Origin of the sequence: Caballeronia sp. LZ001 (assembly GCF_031450875.1) — a bacterium.
Taxonomy (GTDB): Bacteria; Pseudomonadota; Gammaproteobacteria; order Burkholderiales; family Burkholderiaceae; genus Caballeronia.
In genome coordinates this window covers 842,857-864,096 of sequence record NZ_JARTVX010000003.1, presented here as the reverse complement: position 1 = coordinate 864,096, position 21,240 = coordinate 842,857, and the positions used below count along the sequence as shown (strand labels likewise).

General features: G+C 59.6%; 24 protein-coding genes. 15 read left to right on the top strand and 9 right to left on the bottom strand.

Annotated features, from left to right (window positions below):
- Window positions 1-96: 96 nt before the first annotated feature.
- Window positions 97-1,029, bottom strand: a complete 933-nt coding sequence (locus P9292_RS08460) for a 3-keto-5-aminohexanoate cleavage protein (RefSeq protein WP_244832421.1) — start codon at window positions 1,027-1,029, stop codon at window positions 97-99.
- 38 nt (window positions 1,030-1,067) lie between these two features.
- Complete coding sequence (locus P9292_RS08455; protein ID WP_309958559.1) at window positions 1,068-1,868, bottom strand: SDR family oxidoreductase; 801 nt, start codon at window positions 1,866-1,868, stop codon at window positions 1,068-1,070.
- A gap of 423 nt (window positions 1,869-2,291) precedes the next feature.
- Between P9292_RS08455 and P9292_RS08450 the strand changes: the two genes are divergently transcribed.
- Window positions 2,292-3,863, top strand: coding sequence for a DHA2 family efflux MFS transporter permease subunit (locus P9292_RS08450; RefSeq protein WP_250495228.1), 1,572 nt, complete (start codon window positions 2,292-2,294; stop codon window positions 3,861-3,863).
- 40 nt (window positions 3,864-3,903) lie between these two features.
- Here the strand turns inward: P9292_RS08450 and P9292_RS08445 are convergent, their stop codons facing one another.
- Genes P9292_RS08445 through P9292_RS08435 form a run of 3 tightly spaced genes read right to left on the bottom strand, consistent with a single transcriptional unit; the run spans window position 3,904 to window position 7,323 of the window.
- Window positions 3,904-4,893 carry an asparaginase gene (locus P9292_RS08445; protein WP_309958558.1) on the bottom strand — a complete coding sequence of 330 codons (990 nt, stop codon included), beginning with the start codon at window positions 4,891-4,893 and terminating at the stop codon, window positions 3,904-3,906.
- Entirely contained in the window at window positions 4,890-6,146 is a 1,257-nt protein-coding gene (locus P9292_RS08440; protein WP_309958557.1) for a D-amino acid dehydrogenase, read from the bottom strand. The genes P9292_RS08445 and P9292_RS08440 overlap by 4 nt, the downstream gene beginning before the upstream one ends.
- Window positions 6,147-6,177: 31 nt before the next feature.
- Complete coding sequence (locus tag P9292_RS08435) at window positions 6,178-7,323, bottom strand: branched-chain amino acid ABC transporter substrate-binding protein (protein WP_244832426.1); 1,146 nt, start codon at window positions 7,321-7,323, stop codon at window positions 6,178-6,180.
- 200 nt (window positions 7,324-7,523) lie between these two features.
- Between P9292_RS08435 and P9292_RS08430 the strand changes: the two genes are divergently transcribed.
- Window positions 7,524-8,597 (top strand): GlxA family transcriptional regulator, encoded by a 1,074-nt coding sequence (locus tag P9292_RS08430; RefSeq protein WP_309958556.1) that lies wholly within the window; start codon window positions 7,524-7,526, stop codon window positions 8,595-8,597.
- 339 nt (window positions 8,598-8,936) lie between these two features.
- On the opposite strand, the gene P9292_RS08425 is transcribed toward P9292_RS08430, so the two are convergent.
- Complete coding sequence (locus tag P9292_RS08425; protein ID WP_309958555.1) at window positions 8,937-9,734, bottom strand: PhzF family phenazine biosynthesis protein; 798 nt, start codon at window positions 9,732-9,734, stop codon at window positions 8,937-8,939.
- A 134-nt stretch (window positions 9,735-9,868) separates the two neighbouring features.
- Here P9292_RS08425 and P9292_RS08420 point away from each other — a divergent pair, with 134 nt between their 5' ends.
- Window positions 9,869-10,294 (top strand): hypothetical protein, encoded by a 426-nt coding sequence (locus P9292_RS08420; protein ID WP_309958554.1) that lies wholly within the window; start codon window positions 9,869-9,871, stop codon window positions 10,292-10,294.
- Here P9292_RS08420 and P9292_RS08415 read toward each other — a convergent pair.
- The gene (locus tag P9292_RS08415; RefSeq protein ID WP_250527832.1) at window positions 10,226-11,134 is read right to left on the bottom strand and encodes a LysR family transcriptional regulator; all 909 of its coding nucleotides are present in this window, start codon (window positions 11,132-11,134) and stop codon (window positions 10,226-10,228) included. The genes P9292_RS08420 and P9292_RS08415 overlap by 69 nt on opposite strands.
- Window positions 11,135-11,238: 104 nt before the next feature.
- On the opposite strand from P9292_RS08415, the gene P9292_RS08410 reads away from it, so the two are divergent.
- A complete protein-coding gene (locus tag P9292_RS08410; protein ID WP_309958553.1) occupies window positions 11,239-12,045 on the top strand; it encodes a phytanoyl-CoA dioxygenase family protein in 807 nt (268 codons plus the stop codon).
- 632 nt (window positions 12,046-12,677) lie between these two features.
- Here P9292_RS08410 and P9292_RS08400 read toward each other — a convergent pair.
- The gene (locus tag P9292_RS08400) at window positions 12,678-13,007 is read right to left on the bottom strand and encodes a helix-turn-helix transcriptional regulator (protein WP_309847156.1); all 330 of its coding nucleotides are present in this window, start codon (window positions 13,005-13,007) and stop codon (window positions 12,678-12,680) included.
- Window positions 13,008-13,376: 369 nt separating this feature from the next.
- Between P9292_RS08400 and P9292_RS08395 the strand changes: the two genes are divergently transcribed.
- The 3 genes from P9292_RS08395 (at window position 13,377) to P9292_RS08385 (ending at window position 14,776) form a co-directional block, all read left to right on the top strand.
- Window positions 13,377-14,222: a dATP/dGTP pyrophosphohydrolase domain-containing protein gene (locus tag P9292_RS08395; RefSeq protein WP_309958552.1), complete on the top strand. Its 846-nt coding sequence runs from the start codon at window positions 13,377-13,379 to the stop codon at window positions 14,220-14,222.
- A gap of 75 nt (window positions 14,223-14,297) precedes the next feature.
- On the top strand, window positions 14,298-14,492 hold the full coding sequence (locus tag P9292_RS08390) for a hypothetical protein (protein ID WP_309847163.1): 195 nt from the start codon (window positions 14,298-14,300) through the stop codon (window positions 14,490-14,492).
- Window positions 14,489-14,776 (top strand): hypothetical protein, encoded by a 288-nt coding sequence (locus P9292_RS08385; protein WP_309847167.1) that lies wholly within the window; start codon window positions 14,489-14,491, stop codon window positions 14,774-14,776. The genes P9292_RS08390 and P9292_RS08385 overlap by 4 nt, the downstream gene beginning before the upstream one ends.
- A 7-nt stretch (window positions 14,777-14,783) precedes the next feature.
- On the opposite strand, the gene P9292_RS08380 is transcribed toward P9292_RS08385, so the two are convergent.
- A complete protein-coding gene (locus P9292_RS08380; protein WP_309958551.1) occupies window positions 14,784-15,089 on the bottom strand; it encodes a hypothetical protein in 306 nt (101 codons plus the stop codon).
- On the opposite strand from P9292_RS08380, the gene P9292_RS08375 reads away from it, so the two are divergent.
- From P9292_RS08375 to P9292_RS08340, 8 genes are all read left to right on the top strand, one after another.
- Window positions 15,088-15,381: a hypothetical protein gene (locus P9292_RS08375; RefSeq protein WP_309958550.1), complete on the top strand. Its 294-nt coding sequence runs from the start codon at window positions 15,088-15,090 to the stop codon at window positions 15,379-15,381. The genes P9292_RS08380 and P9292_RS08375 overlap by 2 nt on opposite strands.
- On the top strand, window positions 15,378-15,608 hold the full coding sequence (locus P9292_RS08370; protein ID WP_309847174.1) for a hypothetical protein: 231 nt from the start codon (window positions 15,378-15,380) through the stop codon (window positions 15,606-15,608). The genes P9292_RS08375 and P9292_RS08370 overlap by 4 nt, the downstream gene beginning before the upstream one ends.
- Window positions 15,605-16,510 carry a DNA adenine methylase gene (locus P9292_RS08365; protein WP_309847176.1) on the top strand — a complete coding sequence of 302 codons (906 nt, stop codon included), beginning with the start codon at window positions 15,605-15,607 and terminating at the stop codon, window positions 16,508-16,510. The genes P9292_RS08370 and P9292_RS08365 overlap by 4 nt, the downstream gene beginning before the upstream one ends.
- A 232-nt stretch (window positions 16,511-16,742) precedes the next feature.
- Complete coding sequence (locus P9292_RS08360; protein WP_309958549.1) at window positions 16,743-16,934, top strand: hypothetical protein; 192 nt, start codon at window positions 16,743-16,745, stop codon at window positions 16,932-16,934.
- A 900-nt stretch (window positions 16,935-17,834) separates the two neighbouring features.
- On the top strand, window positions 17,835-19,718 hold the full coding sequence (locus P9292_RS08355) for a replication endonuclease (protein WP_309958548.1): 1,884 nt from the start codon (window positions 17,835-17,837) through the stop codon (window positions 19,716-19,718).
- Window positions 19,715-20,005 carry an ogr/Delta-like zinc finger family protein gene (locus P9292_RS08350; RefSeq protein WP_309854425.1) on the top strand — a complete coding sequence of 97 codons (291 nt, stop codon included), beginning with the start codon at window positions 19,715-19,717 and terminating at the stop codon, window positions 20,003-20,005. The genes P9292_RS08355 and P9292_RS08350 overlap by 4 nt, the downstream gene beginning before the upstream one ends.
- A gap of 50 nt (window positions 20,006-20,055) precedes the next feature.
- Window positions 20,056-20,277 (top strand): hypothetical protein, encoded by a 222-nt coding sequence (locus P9292_RS08345; protein ID WP_404989514.1) that lies wholly within the window; start codon window positions 20,056-20,058, stop codon window positions 20,275-20,277.
- Between the two features lie 101 nt (window positions 20,278-20,378).
- Entirely contained in the window at window positions 20,379-21,215 is an 837-nt protein-coding gene (locus P9292_RS08340) for a ParB/RepB/Spo0J family partition protein (RefSeq protein ID WP_309958547.1), read from the top strand.
- The last annotated feature ends 25 nt before the right edge of the window (window positions 21,216-21,240 follow it).

Sequence of the window (21,240 nt, the reverse complement as noted above, 5' to 3'; positions counted from 1 at the left end):
GAGATAGGTAGGCTTTCATGACTTGTCTCCGTGTATCTTTTCGTTGTCATGGCGCGGACGTCGCTTGGCGCGCGTCCGCTTGCTTCGGTGCGGTCTTCAGAAGTTCACGTTGTCGTGGCCCTTGAGCGCGAGCATCTGACGCGCTTCGGCGGGCGTCGCGATGTCGAGCGACAAGCCTTCGATCACTTGGCGAATCTGGCGCACTTGCTGCGCGCTCGATTCGGCAAGCTGGCCAGGACCGATCCACAGCGAATCCTCAAGGCCGACGCGCACGTTCGCACCTTGCGCCGCGCCGATGGACGCGAGCGGAATCTGATTGCGCCCCGCGCCGAGAATGGACCACACATAGTCCGAACCGAAAAGGCGATCGGCGGTTCGCTTCATATGCGCGAGATCTTCCGGGTGCGCGCCTATGCCGCCCAGCAGTCCGAACACGGTCTGCACGAAGAACGGCCCTTTCACTAGCCCGCGATCGACGAAATGCGCGAGGTTGTAGAGATGCGAGGTGTCATAGCACTCGAACTCGAAGCGCGTGCCGTTCGCCGTGCACGAGCTCAGGATGTACTCGATATCCGCGAAGGTGTTCTTGAATACGAGATCGCGACTCTTCTCCAGATGCTGACGTTCCCAGTCGTGCTTCAGGTCCTTGAAACGGTCGAGCATCGGATACAGCCCGAAGTTCATCGATCCCATGTTGAGCGATGCCACTTCCGGCTGAAAATGATGCGCGGGCTTGAGGCGCTCGGCGACCGTCATATGCGGACTGCCGCCCGTCGTGAGATTGATGACCGCGTTCGTTTCCGCCTTGATGCGCGGTAAAAAGCGTTCGAAAACCGCAGGGTCTTGCGTCGGCCGCCCGTCTTCGGGATCGCGCGCGTGCAAATGAAGAATCGATGCGCCTTCGCGTGCGGCGGCGAGTGCGGCATCGGCGATCTGATCCGGCGTGACCGGCAGATACGGCGACATGGAAGGCGTGTGGATGGCGCCCGTCGGCGCACAGGTGATGATGACTTTGCGTTTGCTTGCCATGGTGTTCGATCTCCTCTCGTACTTGTTTGAAGCGATATTCAGAGCGTTTCGACGTTGCCGCAGACGGATAGCGCCTGACCGGAAATCGCGCTGCCTGCTGGCGAGCTCAGAAACAGCACGCTGGCGGCGATCTCCTCTTGCGTCACCATGCGGCGCAGCGAAATCTTCTCCAGATAACGCGCTTCCATTTCCTGATAGCTGATGTTCAGTTGCTTCGCGCGCGCGGCGATCACGCCTTCCATGCGCGGCCCCTTGACGATGCCCGGCTGCACCGCATTCACGCGAATGTTGTCCGCGCCGAGTTCGATGGCGAGACTCTTCGCGAGGCCCACGATCGCCCATTTGGTCGCGGAATAGGGCGTGCGGAATCCATAGCCGAGACGTCCTGCGACCGACGACATGAAAACGATCACGCCGCCGCCATTTGCTTCGCGCAGCATCGGCACGGCCTGGCTCGAAAAGTAGTAATGGCTATTCAGATTGATGTCGATGGTGCGTTCCCAGCCGTCCGACTCGATCTCGTCGATGCCGCCCGTCGGTCCCGCGATGCCCGCGTTGTTGATCAACACATCGAGGCCGCCGAGTTCGCGCTTCACGTCGTCGAACACGCGCGCGACGTCGGCTTTGTTCGATACGTCGGCGCGAGTACCGGTGATCGACGGCGATCCGGTCGCATGAGTCGATAGGGCATCGATGGCTTTGGCGTCGACATCGCATACATGCACGCGCGCGCCCGTGGACACGAACGCCTGCGCGATCGTCAAACCGATGCCCGACGCGCCGCCGGTGATCAGTACGCGCAAGCCGGCGGGCGGGGCGAGCAGTTTGAGGTAATCCATGTGGTTGGCTCCTGTAGGACGGTTGTTATTTGGTCAGCTTTTCGAAGCGTGGGCGATGGTGATAGGCGTGTGCTGTTCTTGCTCGCATTGCCCATTTCGCGCTTTTTGCATCTTGCGCATGTTGATGCGTTGGTCCGCGCCACGGGCAGCGCAAGAGAGCCGGATTGATTCCGTGATCTGTGATCACAGTGTGTGTTTGTTGCTGATCTGTGTCAATCCGGTTTGCCTAGGGGATAACCCTTCTGCGAAGTAATCGCCTAGGCGAATTTATGAAATACGCGTTTAATAAAGCAGCGAGCTCCGCTATTCTCACGTCATCGACAGTTGCGGCGCGCGCGAGACGAGCGGGTTGAATCGCTCGTTTCGAGGACGCGCCCAACTGAAGAACCGCTTCTGCTTACAACAATCAACCCCGAAGCAGTCATGACGCAGGGATCGCCGTCTCCCGCAGCACCCGTCCCGCATCCGCCGTTGCAGGGCGGCCAGCTCGTGATTGCCACCATCGTGGTGGCGCTTGCGACCTTCATGACCGTCCTCGATACGTCGATTGCGAACGTCGCCGTGCCGAATCTCTCGGGAAACCTCGGCGTATCGGTCGATGAGGGAACGTGGGTCATCACGATCTTCGCGGCCGCGAATGCCGTATCCATTCCATTGACGGGCTGGCTTACGCAGCAGATCGGCCAGATCCGCCTGTTCGTCGGCGCGATTCTGATGTTCGTGTTCGCTTCGTGGCTTTGCGGCATCGCGCCTGACCTGCCTTTCCTGCTGGGCGCGCGGATCTTGCAAGGCCTCGTGGCCGGGCCGCTCATTCCCTTGTCCCAGGCCGTGCTGCTGAGTTCTTATCCGAAGGCGCGCGCCAACATGGCGCTGGCGCTTTGGGCGATGACCGCCACGGTCGGTCCAATCGCAGGACCGGTGCTAGGCGGCTGGATCACCGACAACTACAGCTGGTCGTGGATCTTCTACGTGAACATTCCGGTCGGCTTCATTGCGGCGGGCGCCACGTGGATCATCTATCGCAAGCGCGAGACGCCGACGAAGAAACTGCCCATCGATACGGTCGGCCTTGCGTTGCTCGTGGTGTGGGTGGGCTCGCTTCAGGTGATGCTCGACAAGGGCAGGGACCTCGACTGGTTCGCATCGCCCTTCATCGTTGCGCTGGGGCTCATCGCCCTCGTCAGCTTCGCGTTCTTTCTCGTGTGGGAGTTGACGGAGGCGCATCCGGTCGTCGACCTGAGGCTCTTCGCATTGCGCAACTTCAGCAGCGGCACCATAGCCATTTCCGTTTCCTACGCGCTCTACTTCGGCAACCTCGTTCTGCTGCCGCAATGGATGCAGGAGTATCTCGGCTATCGCGCTTACGACGCCGGCCTCGTCACCGCGCCGGTGGGCATTTTCACGGTATTGCTTTCGCCTTTTATCGGGCGACTTTTACAGTTATTCGATGCCCGCGTTCTCGTGACGGTCGCGTTCATGGGACTGTCCGGTGTGTTCTTCATGCGCACGCAGTATCTGAGTACGGTCGATGCGTGGCATCTCGTCATACCGACCTTGCTGCAAGGTATCCCGACGGTGCTCTGGTTCGTGCCTCTCGTGTCGATCATTCTTTCCGGCCTGCCGCCCGAACGAATTCCCGCAGCGGCGGGGTTGTCGAATTTCGCGCGCATTTTCTGCGGGGCGGTGGGCACGTCGATCGCGGGCACCGTATGGAATCATCGGACGGTCGTACATCACGTGCGGCTGACCGAACAGGCGAGCGTCCATAATCCGGTTTTCAATCAGACCATCGCGGCATTGCAGTCGCAGCTTCATATCGATGTGGGTGCGGCTTACGCATCGTTCGAGTTGATGGTGGCGAATCAGGCTGCCGTCATGGGGCTCGACGATTTCTTCTATGCGTCCACGTTCATTTTCATTTTGATCATTCCGCTTATCTGGATTACGCGGCCGGTGAAGGGTGGGGATTCGGCGGAGGCGGCTGGGGCGCATTGAGGCCAGGGAACAGGCATGCCTGCGGCGCGCGATCGGGGTTCTAGTACGTCCCGAACGCTTCCTGCAACGCGTGCGTGGTTCTCGTTCCCGTGAGCGCCACCATCATCAGGATTCGCGCCTTATGCGGGACCTGATCGTCCGCTGCGATCCATCCATAGCGATCGTCCGGCTGTGCGGCATTGCGGATGACGATGCCGCTGCCCGTGCGCGACGCACGCACGATATGAATGTGTCTCGCGCGCGCTTTCACGAGCGAATCGATCAGCTCGTGCGCCACGTTGCCGTTGCCCGTCCCGGCGTACACGATCGCATCCACGTCGGAGCACGCCATGTGTTCGACCACCGTTCGGTTGATGCCGCCATGCGCGTAGACGATAGCGACCTCGGGCAAGGTCTGGATGGTGTCGATGCTCCATTCGCTTTCCACCGTATGCCGCCGCGCCACCAGCCGATAAAAACGCGCGCGTCCCTCGACCACGTAGCCTAGCGGACCGAAGGTCGAACGAAACGCTTCCTGCTTGAAGGTGCTGGTCTTCACGACGTCGCGCGCCGAGTGAATCTCGTCGTTCGAAACGACGAGCGTACCCTTGCCGCGCGATGCCGCGCTCGACGCCACCACGATCGCGTTATACAGGTTGAGCGGTCCGTCGGCACTGAGCGCAGACGCCGGGCGCATTGCGCCGACCACGACGACGGGCTTCGCGCTCGGCACCACCAGGTGCAGAAAGTATGCCGTCTCGTCGATGGTATCGGTGCCGTGCGTCACCACGACGCCGTCGATGTCGTCCCGCTTGAGAAGCGCGCGAACATGCCGCGCGAGCCCGAGCAGCTCCTCATTGCCGAAGTTTTCAGAGCCGGTCTGGAAAAGCTGGGCCGTTTGGATATCGGCGAGATCGCGCGCGCCGGGCAACGCGTCGAGCAAATCATCCACCGTTTCGACAGAGCAGTCGTAGGTCGCGGTATGCGCGGCCGACGCACCGCGTCCCGCGATGGTGCCGCCCGTGCCGACAATGACGACGCGCGCATTCATGATGCAGCACGCGGCGAGAAGGGGGTGTCGTCGAGCGAAGGTTGGCGCCCGGCCATCCGTTGCGCGAGCACGTGCGCCGAGCCCATGGCGAGCGTGAAGCCAAGCGCGCCATGACCGACGTTGAACCAGAGATTCCGGTATTTGGACCCTCCGATGATCGGCGTCCCGCGCGGCGTGGCCGGCCGCAAGCCCGCCCACGCGGCTGCCGCGTCATAATCGCCCGCGTGCGGAAAGACGGCCTGCGCTTCGCGCCGCAGCGTCGCGAGCCGGGTCACATCGATCGCACTCGAATGCCCCACGATGTCCGCCATGCCCGCCACGCGCAGACGGTCGCCCAATCGGGCGTACACCACCTTGCGGTCGAAGTCCGTCACGCTCGTCGCGGGCGCAGCCTTTCCCGCGACTGCATCGAGCGTCAGGCTGTATCCCTTGAGCGGATAGACCGGCACCCGCACGCCAATCGTGCGCAGTAAGGCCGCGCTGTCGCAACCCGACGCCACGACGACATGTTCCGCGTCCAACCTGCGGCTTCCGGCGATTGCCCGGATCTCGCCTTTGTTCGACACGGACAGCGAACTCACGGCCGTACCTAGCTCGAACGCCACGCCTCGTTCGCGCAACAAGCTTTCGAGTTCCAGGCAGAACCGGTGACAGTCGCCTGCCTCTTCGCCCGGCGTATAAATTCCGCCGACGAATCGATCTGCCACCTGGGCCAGCGCCGGTTCGAGCGCGACGCAATCGCTCACGCCGAGCGCTTGCTGCTCGCTGCCGAGCGTACGCTGGTAGGACAGCAAGGACGCGGCCCGCGACATCGCCATTGCGCTTCGATGCATGACGAGCTTGCCAGCGCGGACGTAGTCGAAGGCAAGCATGGGATGGGCGGCGGTAAATTCGTGCATCAGCGAGCGGCTCAGAAAGGACAGCGCAAGGAGTTGCGCCGTGGTCGATTCGCTCATCGCCTGAGTACAGGCCCTTGCGAATTGCCAGCACCAGCGCCACTGATTCACGTCGATGGCGGGCGAGACGCGCACCGGGGCGTCGCGACGCATAAGCCAACCGGGAAGCTTCGCAAGCACGCCAGGACCGGCGAGCGGCGCCACGTAGCTGTAAGAAAGCTGCGCGCCGTTGGCGCGGCTCGCTTCCGCCGCCACCTCCGTGCGCCGGTCGATCACGCTCACTTCGTGGCCGTCCTCGCGCAAGCGGTATGCGGTCGTGAGACCGATCACGCCCGCGCCGATCACCAGAATGTTCATGGCTTGCGTCGTCCTTGTGAATGTGCGGCCATTACATCTTGACGACGTCGAGCAACGTTTGATTTCCGCCCACGTAGTGATAGAGCGAGATCATTCCCTGCCTGAGGTCGCCGTGCGCGTCGAATTGCGTCTCGCCGAGTACGCCCTTGAAGTCGGTGTTGGGCATCGCCGCGAGAATCTTGTCCGGCGAGGTGGAATTCGCGCGTTTCATCGCGTCGACGATGATGTACACCGCGTCATACGCGAACGGGGCGTTGAGCTGCACCTTCTGCCCGAAGCGCGCTTCGTAGCGTTGCTCGAACGCGGGGCCATCGGGCATTTTAGCGAGCGGCATGCCGGCGATGGAACACACGACGTTGTCCGCCGCCTCGCCCGCCAGTTGCGACAGCGACGCTGCGCACAGGCCGTCGCCGGCCAGTACCTTCGAGGAGATTGCGAGCTGGCGGGCCTGCTTCGCGAACGGGCCGCCTGTCGCATCCATGCCGCCGTACATGATCACGTCGGGATGCTCGCTCTTCACCTTGGTCAGGATCGCGCGGAAGTCCACGGCCTTGTCGGTGGTTGCGTCGTGCGACAGGACGTTCATCCCGTTCGCCTTGGCGCGCTTTTCGAATTCGTTCGCGAGACCCTGACCGTAAGCGGTGGCGTCGTCGACGATGGCGACCGACTTCGCCTTCAGCACTCGGGCTGCATAGTCGGCAAGCGCCGGACCCTGCTGCGCGTCGGTGGCGACCACGCGATACGTCGTGCGAAACCCCTGCTGCGTATAGACCGGATTGGTGGCCGAGGGCGAAATCTGCAGCACGTTGGCATCGCTATAAATTTTCGAGGCCGGAATGGAGGTGCCGGAATTCATGTGCCCGACCACGGCCGCCACCTTGTCGTCCACGAGCTTTTGCGCGACCTGTGTGCCTTGGCGCGGATCGGAGGCGTCGTCCTGCGCATCCAGCGCAAGCGTGATCTTCTGTCCGCCGATCACGAGGCCCTTCTTGTTGATCTCCTCGACGGCAAGCCGTGCGCCGTTCTCGGTGTCCTTGCCGAGGTGCGCATTGGCCCCCGTCAGAGGCGCGACGTGGCCGATCTTCACTACTTCATCGGCGCACGCCTCGACCGGATGCAGGACGACGAACGCACTTCCAAATGCGGCGCAAACCGCCAGATGCAACGCTGCTGACATGACGCACTCCCTGTTTTGAATCGGTTCTTTCCGGCCGTCTTCACCCCGGAACTGACTTCAATGTAACGGCGACGAAATGGCCGGCATTGCACGCGCTCGCGGAAAAATAGAACGAATGCGACAAGTCGCACCGATCGCTTTTCGGCGCTCCTATACTGGCGCCGACGACCTCACGGCATTCAAGGAGTGCATGGATGGCAATGGCGAACGCAAAAAAGTCCGATACCGCGGCGCTCGGGCGCGGACTTGTCGAGCGGCTCGATCGCATGGACGGCGTGGATCGCAAGGTATCTGCGCGACGCGCGGGCGCCGAGCTCAGCGTCGGCCTTCTACTTTGGCCGAGCTTTCCGCTGCTTTCGCTCGCCAGTTTTTGCGACTGCCTGCGGCACGCCGCGGATCTCGGCGACCAGAGCCGCCAGTTACGGTGTACGTGGACCTTGCTCGGGCCGACGGACGACACCGTGGAAGCGAGTTGCGGCGTGAGCGTGCCAGTCCGGGCGTATTCCGGGAAGGCGTCGCGATTCGACTACTTCGTGGTGATCGGCGGCTTGCTGCCCAGGCTCGAACATGTCGACCCGCGCTACTGGGACGCGCTGCGCGACGCCGACGCAGCCGGCGTGCCGCTCATCGGCCTGTGCACCGGCAGCTTCGTGCTGGCGAAAGCGGGCTACATGCACGACCGCGTCGCGTGCGTGCACTCCTTTCACTTCGACGATTATCAGTCCAAGTTTCCTGGCCTGCGTGTGGTCACGAACGCCGACTACGTGATCGACGGCAACCGCATTACGTGCGCGGGCGGCGTGTCGGCCATCGAACTCGCCACGCGGTTGATTTCCGTGCATTGCGGCGCCGACCGCGCATCGAAGGTCATTCACCAGATGACGGTGAGTCGCAAGAGCGGCACGTCCTTCGTCGAACGCCGCCGTGCGCTCGGCTACCTCGCCGTCGATAGTCTTTTGCTGCGTCACGCGATCGTGCTGATGGAGGAGAATCTCGAAGCCCCGCTGACGATCGCCGCGATTGCCAGGATGACCGGTTCAAACGCGCGGCAACTGGAGCGCGTGTTCATGTCTGAAATGGGCGTGACGCCAAAGGAGTTCTACCGGACGATGCGCTTGCGATACGCCCGCTGGCTACTCTTGAACTCGGCGAAGCGCGTCACCGCGATCGCCTACGAATGTGGCTTCGCGGATTCGGCGCACTTCATTCGCGGCTTTCGCGAAGCGTACGGTGTGACGCCGGGTAAGCTGCGCGCGTCGCTTAGCCGGACGTGAAGTGCGGAGGTCTTTGGACTTCGCTTACTTTGGCGTGCGCTTAGTTGCTGGCCGTGTCTGCAATGAATCGTGCAAAGTTCGGTGTAAGTCATCGTGCGAGATGAACATTTCGATCCAGTTGCCTGTCGGCGTTGCCCGGCCGAAGTGCGTGACTTCTAATCGACGACGCAGCCTTGGGAAACGATGAGCCCGGACTTCGGCAGAAGAATGATTCCGGTTGAGGTAGCGAAGTAAGTGCTTGAGTCGAGTCTCTGGAACGCGCCTCGATTCTGGAGGGTATTGAGCTGCGGCAGCGCTGCCGTTTCCGCACAGTCGAGCCGCAGCATTGTAAAGCGCGCGCTAGTCGGGCAGTTCGATGGTTCCTTCCATATATTGAACCGCGTGACCGGATATCAAAACACGCTCCGGTTCGATCTCGCAATGTAGAACGCCGCTTCGTTGGGAAGCCTGTAACGCGACGAGCTTCGGCTTGCCAAGAATGTCGGACCAGAGCGGAGCAAGCGCCGCGTGAATGGACCCCGTCACCGGGTCTTCGGCGCCGCCGTTCGCTGGCCAAAAGTATCGGGAGACGAAGTCGTATTGGTTGCCACGAGCGGTGACCGCGACATCCAGTGGTCCAAGTTGCGCGAGCAGTTCCAGATTTGGGACGACGGCGCGTACCTCGGCTTCGGTGTCGTAGAGGGCGATGTATGACTGCTGGTTTATGAAGACTGCTGTTGGCTTGATCGACAAACCATACGCGAGCTGGTCCGGGATATCTTTAATCCGTTCACTTTGTCGTCGAGGAAAGTTCATTTCGATCAGCCCCCGCTCGCGCCGATGAACAGAGAACGCACCCGTTGCTTCTGCATGGAAGACGAGGTGATCGTCTTGAGGGAGATGTTTGAACAGAACGAAAGCGCTCGCCAGCGTCGCGTGTCCGCAAAAGGCGATTTCCTTGATCGGTGAGAACCACCGGATGTCGAAAACGCCATCGTCTCGACGCACGATGAACGCTGTTTCCGACAGGTTGTTTTCGCTGGCGATGGCTTGCATTAGCGAAGCGGGAAGCCACGCGTCGAGCGGAATGACCGCCGCATAGTTTCCCTTGAATACTTCGCTGGTGAAAGCGTCTATCTGATAAAGCTTCAGTTGCATGGGCGGTAGAATAGAAGAGAGATGAGCTAGTTCGTTCCTATCCTATCGGCTTGAATGATTCGCGAACATGCACAGTTTCCATCCGACACGCTGAAAAGTGACAGCCTCGAATCCATCGCGTAGCCGCGCCCGACTTGCCGAAACCCGTGCCCTGGATAGTTGTTCCGTCCACGGAAAATCTTCTCTTTTTTCTGCTCAGTGCAGAGGGCGCATGTTTGCGATCACCGCATCAGCGGACGCCATTGAGCATGGGTGACGGTGTTGCCACTTACGATCGGATGGCTTTGACCGATAGCCATGCAAATGTGGTGCTCCACGTACTGCCCGCCGATGCACTTACTGTGAATTACCCGAGAAGCTCGATGTCGACCGCCAAAGGTGACGACCGTCTTGCTCTCGCGAAGTTTTCCGAGAAGGTCGCATTCGGGTTTGCTGACGGTTTCGCCTTGCAAACTAAGCTTTGGATCGCAATTGAAGCGGTACCGCTGCACTTACTCGACCTTCGCTTTTCGCGGCGGATGCGCGGCTATTTTGCACGCGAGTTCGACAAAAGCGCCTAGCGCAGCAGACGAATTGGGCTCCTTCCACGCAAGGTAGAGTTCGCTCTTCGTGTGCTCTTCGCGCAAAGGACGAAAGACGACGTTTTCCATGTGCGTTCGTTGAACCGACGCCGGTACGAGCGTCACACCAAAGCCGGCGCTTACAAGGCCAAGGGAAGCGTAGATCTGGCCCATTTCAAAGCTCGTGGAGGGAGAAAATCCGGCAAGCGCGCACAACTGGTTGATGGCGGCGTGATAATCCGGCGCGACATCCTTCCGATAATTAATGACGCGCAACTGCTTACAGTCCTTGATGGAAATGCGTCGTTTGGCTGCTAGAGGATTGTCTTTAGCGATGGCAACGTAAAACGGCTCCTGGAGCAACAAGACGCTGTTCAGTTGAGTATTTGGCGGCAACGAACGGACGAATGCCAGATCGACGTCTCCTCGGTTCAAGGCATTGATCTGTTCCGCAGAGGAAAACCATTGAAGCTCGACGGTCACCGCAGGGTAGCGCTGTTGAAAATCGCGCAAGAGCGGTGGCAGCAGTGTGTACGCAATGTGTTCGAAGAACCCAACCGCCACCCGGCCGGTTTCGCCTCTTGCTGCACGTTGCGAATCCACGATTGCGGAGTTCGTGTCCTTAAGAATCTGCTGGGCCCGTTCCTCGAAGACCTGGCCCGCCGATGAGAGAAACACGCGTTTGCCTCGGCGCTCGAAAAGCGCCACACCGATTTCTTCTTCCAGTTCCCGTATCTGCCGGCTCAACGGCGGCTGCGCCATGTGCAGTTCGTCCGCCGCCTTCGTGAAGTTGAGTGTGCGTGCCACCGTCAGAAAATAGCGGAGATGACGCAGTTCCATTTGGAACCTTTTAAGTATCGATACGCAACCTATTATATCTTTTACATCGGATGCGAACGCTTTTAGGATCATGAGACCACACCAACAAGTCAGGAGATCCCCTCATGAAACTTACGACGTCGCAGTTGGAAGCGTACGAGCGCGATGGCTTCTTGGTTCTGCCAGAGCTTTTCTCGAAAGAAGAAGTCGAGCATATGAAGAGCGAGTTGCGCCGAATCCAAAAAATCGACACCGACCATCTCGTTCGTGAAAAAACGGGCGGCATTGCAAAAACGATTTATAAAGTTCACGAGACCGCCAGTCCAACGGCATCGCCGATTTTTCACTCCGCAGTGCGCTCGCCCAGATTGCTCGAACCCGCACAACAACTGATCAACGATCCCCAACTTTACGTCTATCACACAAAGTGCAATTTGAAGACGGCAATCGACGGTTCGGTCTGGCAGTGGCACCAGGATTTCGGCACCTGGCATATGGACGGCGTGAAAGAACCGCATATGACAACCGCGTTGGTCATGCTCGATGAGCCGACCGAAATGGGCGGATGTCTCTACTTTATTCCGGGAAGCCACAAACTAGGCTCACTCGATCCAACGTTCGATGAGACGACCGGTTATCGCTTTTACGTGGTACCCAAGCCGACCATGCTCGATATCTTGTCCAGCCATCTCAAGGCCGTGCCTATCATCGGCCGACCGGGAACAGTGGTGTTCTTCGACGCAAACATCGTGCATTCATCGGGTCACAACCTTTCAGGTGACGATCGATGGCAAGCCTATGTCGTCTACAACCAGGTGGAGAACAAGCCAGAACAGGTGAAGCAGCCGCGACCGGATTATGTGCGCTCGACCAATTTCGCTCCTCTCGAGGTAGGTTCGGACGAGATTCTCGACAGAGTTCAGATCGACTGAAATCTATCAATTTACTTTAGCGAGTCGGCTGCAGGCGGCAGCGTGTCTATCGACGCGCCAGCGTGCTCGCATGGTCCATCGTTGGATCGCATCAATTGGACTGGACGCCGCCGCGTGCGGCACGTGCACAACGCTTCGCATGAAGGCATAGTTGATCCATCAACGCATAGGGAATGTGCGCCCGGTCCAATTACTTTTGACTCATACGCAGACGTTGCGTGGGCTGCTTCGGGCTTCCAGAATTTCATACGTGATGGAAGCCAAGAGTGAGAGTGAACATATCCTTCGCGACATCGCTCAGTCCTGAAAGTGTGAGCGCGGCCTCAAGCGCTTGCCGCGAATACGCTCATTCGTTGAAGAATCCGACTCAGCAGTTGTTCCGCGGCGCCGGAAAGCGGCCGTCGCGCCTTCACGAGAATGCGTGCCTTCGCCGCCTCGAATAGCGGGCGCTGTGTGTGTGCGGGTGGGGAGCCGTTTGAGGGCTGAGGGGAAGGTATGCGATCGACAGGAAGCGCGGCTTGCCACCGTTTAGTGGCTCTGGATTAACCGAGAGTCCGTCGGGCTGTGTTCAACGAACGTTGGTCATTTGGCAATTTACATAATCCTAAAAGTTTCGCTAACTGCAGCTGGCGTTACACCTGCGGGAGCCAAGCCCCACAAGCGTTAGCGGGTAGCGCCAGCCACCGAAAACCCCTGGAAAATTTTTCCAAAGCATGCACCCAGCGTGCCTTGCGCGTCTCGTCGCGTGACCGTTCGATGTTGACGTAAGCGAGAACGTCGAACGGATCGATATCCAGCATCTCTGCCACTAACAGACACGTGTCGTCGTCAAACGTGGATTTCCCATTTCGCCATAGGCTCACGGCCGAGCGGGTAACGCCAAGCGCTTTTGCTGCTGCATAGTCAGACGGAAGGTCAAGCTTTGCCTTCACATCGTCCAGCAATTGGACGGTAGTTTTCATTCGAACCCCAATCAAAAGATTTACCCGATGTCAATAGTAGTTCAACAGGTGAACCCTCGCAACGTTTCGATGGTTCGACGTTGATACGTATTGACGCGTCAAACCGTCTCAACTATTCTTCGATCCGTCACCCCGGCAACCGACCTTACCCACCGGTGCTAGTGCGACGGCGCTAGTCGCCGGGGCGACGCTTCACGAGCAGCATCCATCAACGGGTAGAAACAAAAGGGGTAGTCAAATGCACGTCTCAATTCGGAAAATTTTCGGTGTTTCAGAACTTCTGCGCCGAGCGCTCACATCAGATTTCCGATCTTGGATGGACGGGGTGCTTGTCAAAGTCCACGTTTGGACTTCTACGGTGGAAACTCAGTGCAACAGGCGGGCAGCATGAGCGATCAATCACGTTTTTCGGTTAAAGATCGCGCCGCATTTTCTGGCGATCCCGCGGTGTGGGCCGATCGCGTCAAAGAGCTGCGCGTTGAGTTGCGCGCTGCGGACATCATCATCCGCAATGCACTCGGTGTTGTGACTTTCGAGCAGAAACTTATGTGGCGAACGGCGAACTATCACGCCGCTGTTATCGAGGATGGGGGCGGGTTTGTCCGCTCCCAAGAGCGCAGGGCAGTGATCGAAGCCGCTTACGATTCAACGCTGTGCCAGGAACTTCATCGGGCACACGCAACGCTGTGCTTAGAACTTCATCGGGCACACGTCACGATCGCGAACGTTTCGCGATTGTTGTCATGGCATCAGACTTCGTTTTGGAACATCGCGAATCATCAGGATGGCGTCGCCGAAACCTCTCCTCAGGATCCGGTGCGCTTCCGTGCGCGCAGTGATGTGTTGCGTCGCGCGTTCGACATGGAATGGCGTCCGCGAGTCGTGAACGATTACGCCGCAATGCCCTCTTTGCCGGATACGGTCGTGAACGGCGCTAACACGTCCCGCCTCGGTAGTCGTGCCGCTGGCATCTGCGATCACAGCCGCGCGGAATTGAGGGAGGTCGGACCGGCACCTGACGACGTGAGTGAATGGATCGACATGATTTCGCGCGGGTTCGACTGTGCGGAGCGCGCAGGCGCGACTCCCGAACAGATCACGGCTGCTCTCGCGGCGAAGTGGGAAGCAAACGCCGCCCGTACATGGCTGGACTGGTGTTCGGCTTATTTGGATCGCGCGATCCAGCACATCCCGAAGCAAGGGCACGACACATAAGCCCCAATCCCAGTTTTGACGACATTCTGACATCGCTGGCGCGTTAAGGCGTCGGCATCTTTGGAAGCTTAAGTGATGAATATCTATAGCACTACTAACTGGCAGAACGAAGAGAGGATCGCAATTCAGCGCGTGATCCGCGCGAGCAATGCGCAAAGCATGGCCCACCATCGCGCGCGCGATGAAGTGCAGCGGCTGGCAGCACTGGAGGGGCCAAGCGCGCAGCGGTTACGCGCTGTCACGAGTTTCGGTGTGAGGGAATCTAGATGAAAAGCGAATCAACGGGTAATGGTGCTACTGCGCCGCGCGTTACGGAACTGACGGTGCCGGAGGTGATGCCTCTCATTCACGTGCGCGCCATGGTTGGCGACGTTCGAGTCGGCGATGCGCCGCGCGTGGTGCACCTGTTTTTCTCGATGGCCGGGCGGCTGCTTGGCTATTTCGATCCGTATCTTGGGCCGGTAACAAACGTGCAGCAGGCAGCGGTTTTGTATGCGCACCGCGACGAGGTGTGCGACGACATGAGACCTTTCGACGTCATGTGCGATGTGTGAGGCCGGGTCAGTCGCCCCGCAGTTTCAAGCGCGTCGAAAGCGTCGCGATGTGCGCAACGCCGGTACGAATTTTCTTGCGCAGGGTCGTGATTGTGTCGGGCGAAAGACGTTGAGCATCGGCACCGTAGAAGTCAGACAGCGCGGTTTCGAGGTTCTGTTTCACATCTTGGCCGACTGGATACGTGTAATCGATGTGCTCAACGATCGCGACAAACGAATCGATCACATCGGGAGCTGGCCGAGCGTCGAGGTTCTCGTCAAGCAACTGATGCAGTTTGACTGCATTGAGTTCGATGAATTCAGAGGTTTTCATGGCTATCTACACCACGTTGGTTGATGCGAAGGTCATCACGGTTACGCGTGTGCGCGCGCAACTGCAAGAAACCGAAACGGGGCCGGTCAGGGAGGTGGATTTATACCACGGTCAGGAGGGAGTACTTTTGGCGTGTGCTGACGTTGAACGCCCCGAAATCGAGACGGATATCGAATCGGGCGTGCTGCGGCTCTGTCGCGAGCATTCGTCGATCGACACCTACAAGCGCGCGAGCGATAGCCAGGGTACGTCATCGGCGAAGCGTGCATCGTCCATCGCGAGGTCCGTATGACAGATGCTGACGTTCGAGCCGCTGCGCCTCGCCAGATCGAGCGCGACATTACCGAAACCGGCCCGTTCTACGAACATCGCACGCGCGGCGGCTACTTCACGGTACGCCGGTCAGAATTCCACTGGTACGAGCAAAGCGGGGCCGCCCCGGCTTGCTGCATGTCGCGCGATGACGCGTTGCGCGCTGCGCGGGAAGCACTTCGAATGATCAACGCGGAGGCCGCGTGAGCGTTACAGCGCCACTGATCAGCTATTTTGGTAGCAAGTTTCGCGTCGCGCCATGGGTGCTCTCGCACCTGCCGCCGCATGAAACTTATGTCGAGCCGTTCGGTGGCTCGGCCGCCGTTCTACTGCAGAAGCCGCGAAGCCAAGTCGAGATTTACAACGATCTCGACGGCGAGATTGTGAATCTGTTTCGCGTGGTCCGCGACGATGCCATGCGCGCACGTCTGATCGCGGCATTGGAGGCGACACCTTACGCGCGTGCCGAATTTAACGATGCATGGCTTGAGACGAATGAACCGGTTGAGCGTGCGCGGCGGTTGTGCGTGCGGGCGCAGATGGGTTTCGGTAGCAGTGGATCGACTCGACCGCTGCAAGCTCCGACGGGCTTTGCTGCGGACGTCTGGTCGGATGGGGCGGGGCAATGGCTTCGATACCCCGGGCGCCTCGCGGCCATTGGCGCACGTTTGCGCGGAACCTTGATCGAGCATATGCCCGCTGTCGAGCTGATCGCGAAATACGACGCGCCGAGTGTCCTCTTCTACGTCGATCCGCCATACCTACCCGAAGTGCGCATCAGCGTGTCGCGTGGGCTTGGCCGCGACTATCGCTGCGAAATGTCGGCGCTCGAACATGCCGATCTGCTGGCGATGCTCGCAAATCTGCGTGGTATGGCCGTCGTCAGCGGCTATGCGTCGGGAATGTACGACCGCGCCTTGGGTGGGTGGGCGCGCTTCACCCGTAGCGCACGTGCAAGCGGGCAGGTCGGCACCGTAGCGCGCGAAGAAGTGGTTTGGGTTTCACCTGCGGCTTGCGCGGCAACCGGCATCGAGCCGAGCACGTCAGTGTGTGTCGGTGACGATGCAGCCGACATGCCCCTGTTCGCGGTTGGCACGTCGCGGGGCTGACATGGATCAGTGCCGCGATGATGAGGTGTGTTCGACGCGCGAACTGCTGATCGAGGACCTAGCGGTTCTCGGCATTGGTGCAGGCGTGCTTGCTACGGTTCCGAAGCTATCGAGCCCGCCGCGTACGGTGGAATCCGATCAAGCCGAAGCCGCAGCAATGCGAGAACTGCGTCCGTTGCTGCGCGACCTGTCAAGGCGCGGCCGTTATGTTGCAAATTAGGAACTCAAATCTATGGATCTAAAACCGGAAAAGAAGCCGATGCCACTGTGGGCGATCTGGCTGATCGTCATAGTCGGCGTGCTCGCATGGTGCGGCGCCCATCCAGAAGATGAAGATGGTTCGCTGCCAGTATGGCCAGTTAAAGCGGGCGGCGCGTGTAGCGAGGCTGAATGGAAATGCAAAGGCCAACGGGAGCTCTCGTAGCGCAAGGTGCTGATGACGTTACGTCGACGCGCGCGGCGCTGAGTCAGGTCATTTGAAAGATCGCGCTGATGGCGGACGGGTGGATGCGCCGCATGTAGATACGTTCGAGATAGAGGATTGCGCTTCGAAGCTCCCCATCTCCATAGCAGAATCGGGGCAACGTACGTGAAGACCGTCGAGGTAATTGAATGTCGCGAGCGATTCATGTCCGCAGTACGCGATGCGCGACGTGGTGATTTCAGGAAGACCCACGCGTTGACCGAGAGCGTGCGTGAACGGTTCGGTGACGCAGCGGCTGACATTCAGCTTCGCGAGTTGCAAGCCTATACCCGCAGCGATCGCCCGGCGTAGGGACGCCGGGGAGAGGATATCGCGGAGGGTGTATGGCTCGCCACAACGTAACGCACACGGAACTCAAGTTGAACGGCCTGTATCGCGCCGGGGAATATCGGGTTCGTGATCGAGATTCCGGGAACAAATTGACGTGTTTCGATGGGGAGAATTGTCGATCCGGCAGGCGCGCGATTCTGAATGGATGGTTGAGCAAGGCGCTGCAATGCGCGCGGCTTACGGTTGCGCTGCGCAATATGAGCGCGGGCCGACCGTAGAAGCTGCATATCAAAGACGAAAATAGCCTCGCTTATATATTGTATGGCGTACCTCCGACTTTCGACTGATGAAGAATGGGCCGGGAAGCGACTCCGAAACTTCCCGGTTCGTTGGCGTGACCACATCACACAGCAGTGGCGTGAGCGGCACGCGTCACGTCAGATCGATGCGCGTCGCACTGCAAACCTGTTTTTGCTGAATATCACGGAGCGCCTCAACGCGCTACGTTTGCCGCTGAATGCTGACGACGATTTGATTCGCGAAACGGCCAAAAGGAAGGCTCGCGAATGTTTGACGATAGCCTCGAAGATTACCGATGTGAAGAATCGGCGCGCGGTGTTGGAAGACATCGTGCGCAGGTTCAATTGCGAGCCACCCAAGCCGATGCGCATCACGCGTAACGGCACGATCGCGGGCGCGATGGATAAGCCCGCAATTTTGCGCATGACCTGCGCGAAGTGGTGGCGCAAGGTGATTCGCGTCATGCACCGCAAGTTTTTCGAAGCCGCGGCAATACAACTTGGGTTTATCAACGCAAAGATGGGTTCTTACGTGAGCGATGAATCCCTCAAAAGGCGCGTGCAGCAGCACAAGCGGACCCAAAGAATGCTTGAACGGATAGTTGCAACAAACGAAGAAGGCGCGTGTCTTTCTCTGGCTGACTTACGTGCCCGCTCAGTATCGAACCCCGCGATCAAGCGCGGCGAACTCATGACGCGCATCAATGGATGCGAGGCGATCGCACGCGAGCTCGGGCACATCGGCTTGTTCCTTACGGTGACATGCCCATCACGCATGCACAAGTTCACCAAGGGCAAGCGATCCGTTCGATCGAAAGGCCGGTGGTACGTGAAGAACGTGCGAGAGAACCCGCGATACGACGGCACGCTACCGAACGAAGCGCAGTCCTATCTTTCGAGTATGTTCGCGCGTCTGCGCGCGTTCCTTGGCAATCACGGCGTGAAGTGGTACGGCTTTCGTATCGCGGAGCCCAATCACGACGGTACCCCGCATTGGCATTTTCTTGTCTTCTTCGATCCCGCCTTGTTCCGTCGCCGCAAAGGCGTGCGCGCACCCGGTCAGCGCGGGCGCCTAAAAGACGTGTTCGTACGAGACGAGCGCGCGGCGCTGTTGCCGCGCTTGTGCGCATGGATACGACGTTACGCGCTGGAGGATTCGCCTGATGAGCGAGGCGCGAAACATCACCGCGTCGATTTCAGGCCGATCGATTGGAAGCGAGGAACAGCGGCGGGCTACATCGCGAAATACGTCGCGAAGAATATCGACGGGTACGGCGTGCAAGACGACATGTTTGGCAACGCTGGTCTTGAGACGGCGATGCGGGTTGATGCGTGGGCATCGACGTGGGGCATCCGTCAGTTCCAGCCGATCGGTGGTCCGCCCGTGACCGTGTGGCGCGAGGCGCGCCGAATCGACAAGGTGCCTGATGGCGCGCCTTGCGTGCTCGATGAAATGTACGCGGCCGTGAATAAATTGCAGTACAGCGATGGTGAGATCGAGTCCGCATCCTGGGCGAAGTACGTGAAGTCCAATGGCGGCATTTTCTGTCCTCGCAGCGACCGTCCGGTGCAAATCTACCGTGAATACGATGCGCGCCTCGGCCGATACGGCGAGCCAGTGGGCGATTGTGTCAAGGGCCTGGAGGCTCGCGGCATTCGGTTTGAGCAAGACGGGATCGTGTTGCGTGAGAAGTTCGTGAGCATCGTGGTGCGCACGAACCGGCATACATGGACGATCGCGCCGCGTGTGGCGAGCGATGCCGAGATCGACCTCACGCGTCATTCGAGCCGCAAGAGTTGGGAGTTGGGATTGGGGTTAGCGCGCGAAGCGCGCCCTTGGACTCGTGTCAATAACTGTACGCAGAGCCAAACGCCCGATTCGAGCGACTTAGACGACTGGATTGCTGACTACGATCGCGCCGATACCAGCGAGCCCGCGGGAAGGATTGCAGCGACGACGAATCCGATGCGAATGACCGAAATTAGAAACAGGAATGCGCATTCCTATCCGCGCACGGGGACGGCTGCACATCCGATTGAGAAAATTCACGTGAGTCCCGATGATGTGGGGGATTGGCTTGCGGACTACGCGCTTGCTGAGGCGAGAGGCCGCCCTTCGATTTCGGCGCGCGCAAGGCTATCGGAGGCGTCATGAGCGAATGCGTCGATCAGCCGCGCACGATGATCATGGAGTGCCCATCGTGTGGCGAAGAGATGGAGGTGCGGCACAGCGAGCAACTCGGCGTCCTGTTGCGTCGCCTGTACTTCTGCTGTGAGTCGTGCGGATACCGCGCACCGGCCAGTTTCGAAATCCTGTTCTCCCTGTCGCCCGCACAGGCCCCAGACCCACATGTCGTGCTGGAGGTTCATGCCGGGGTTGCGCCTGGGCTGCGCGGGCCAGTCAATTCGCGCACTACTAAACGCGCACGGGAGGTGCTGTGAGATTCTCGATTGCGTGCCCGCACTGTGGTTCGCGCTCAATCGCACGCGCGATGGAGAAGCTTTCTGACACGGCGTGGTTGATCGATTTTCAGTGCGACAACGTGCGGTGCGGTCACGCGTGCCGCACGCGTATTGATTTGATTCCGCCCGTCGTCCCAATTCCCAAGCTCGGGCGGCGGCAGTCGCTGCCGCTATTCGCCGATGTAGAGATGGGCGAAGAGGCGGTTTTTGTTAGCAGGCGCGAAACGCGCCAACATGAAAAAGGAGAATAGCCGTGAACATCCAGTCTACCGAGCAGGGCATGCTTGAGCTCGTCGCGGGCAACGTCAAACAGGTCGTCGCACCGTATCGGCAAGGCTCCGTTGACATCTACATGGTGGCGCTCGATGCGATCCGAATGCGGCCGGGCTTCAACGAAGCTCGCTCGTCGGATCCGGAGTACGGACAGCACGTTCGCGAACTGGCGGACTCAATCAAGGCGAACGGCTTCTATCGACACAAGCCGTTGACCGTCCTGGCCGCAGCGGATGGATTTCTGTATTTGTCGGACGGTCATTCTCGATTCGCGGCGTTGCAGTTGGCCAACGAAGAGGGCGCAAACATCGAGGCTGTGCCGGTTGTGAATGAAGCCAGAGGCACGACGGACGAAGATCGGATTGTCGGCCTGATCACGAACAACAGCGGCAAGCGCTTGACGCCGTACGGGGAGGGATTGGTCTGCAAGACGCTGATCGGTCGCGGCCTTTCTGAGAAGGAAATCTCGCGCCGTACAGGATTTCCGGTGGCGAAAGTGTTGAACGTGCTGTCACTCGTTGGCGCGCCTAAACCGATTCGCGACATGGTGACGAGCGGCAAGGTGTCGGCGACGACGGCCATCAAGACAATGCGCCAACATGGCACGGGCGCTGTGGCCGCGCTTGAGAAGGGCGTGAAGAGGGCGAGCGAGGCCGGAAAGTCAAAGGTGATGCCTCGGATGGTCGAGCGGTCAAAGCCCGTCGAGTCGGCGGCGGAGTCAGTATCCGATGCCGACCGATTGGACTGGCTTGGCACGCAATGCGAGGATCTGAGTATCCGACTCGCCGGAAGAGGCACTGAACTCCCGAAACACATCGAGATTATCCGTATCCACGATGGTGTCTGTATCGGGAAGGGGGCGGACCTTCGCGCCGCGCTTGATGTGGCGCGTGAGGCGTCGACGGATGCATCGTGATGGGGCTTTGCGCTCGTTCTACGTG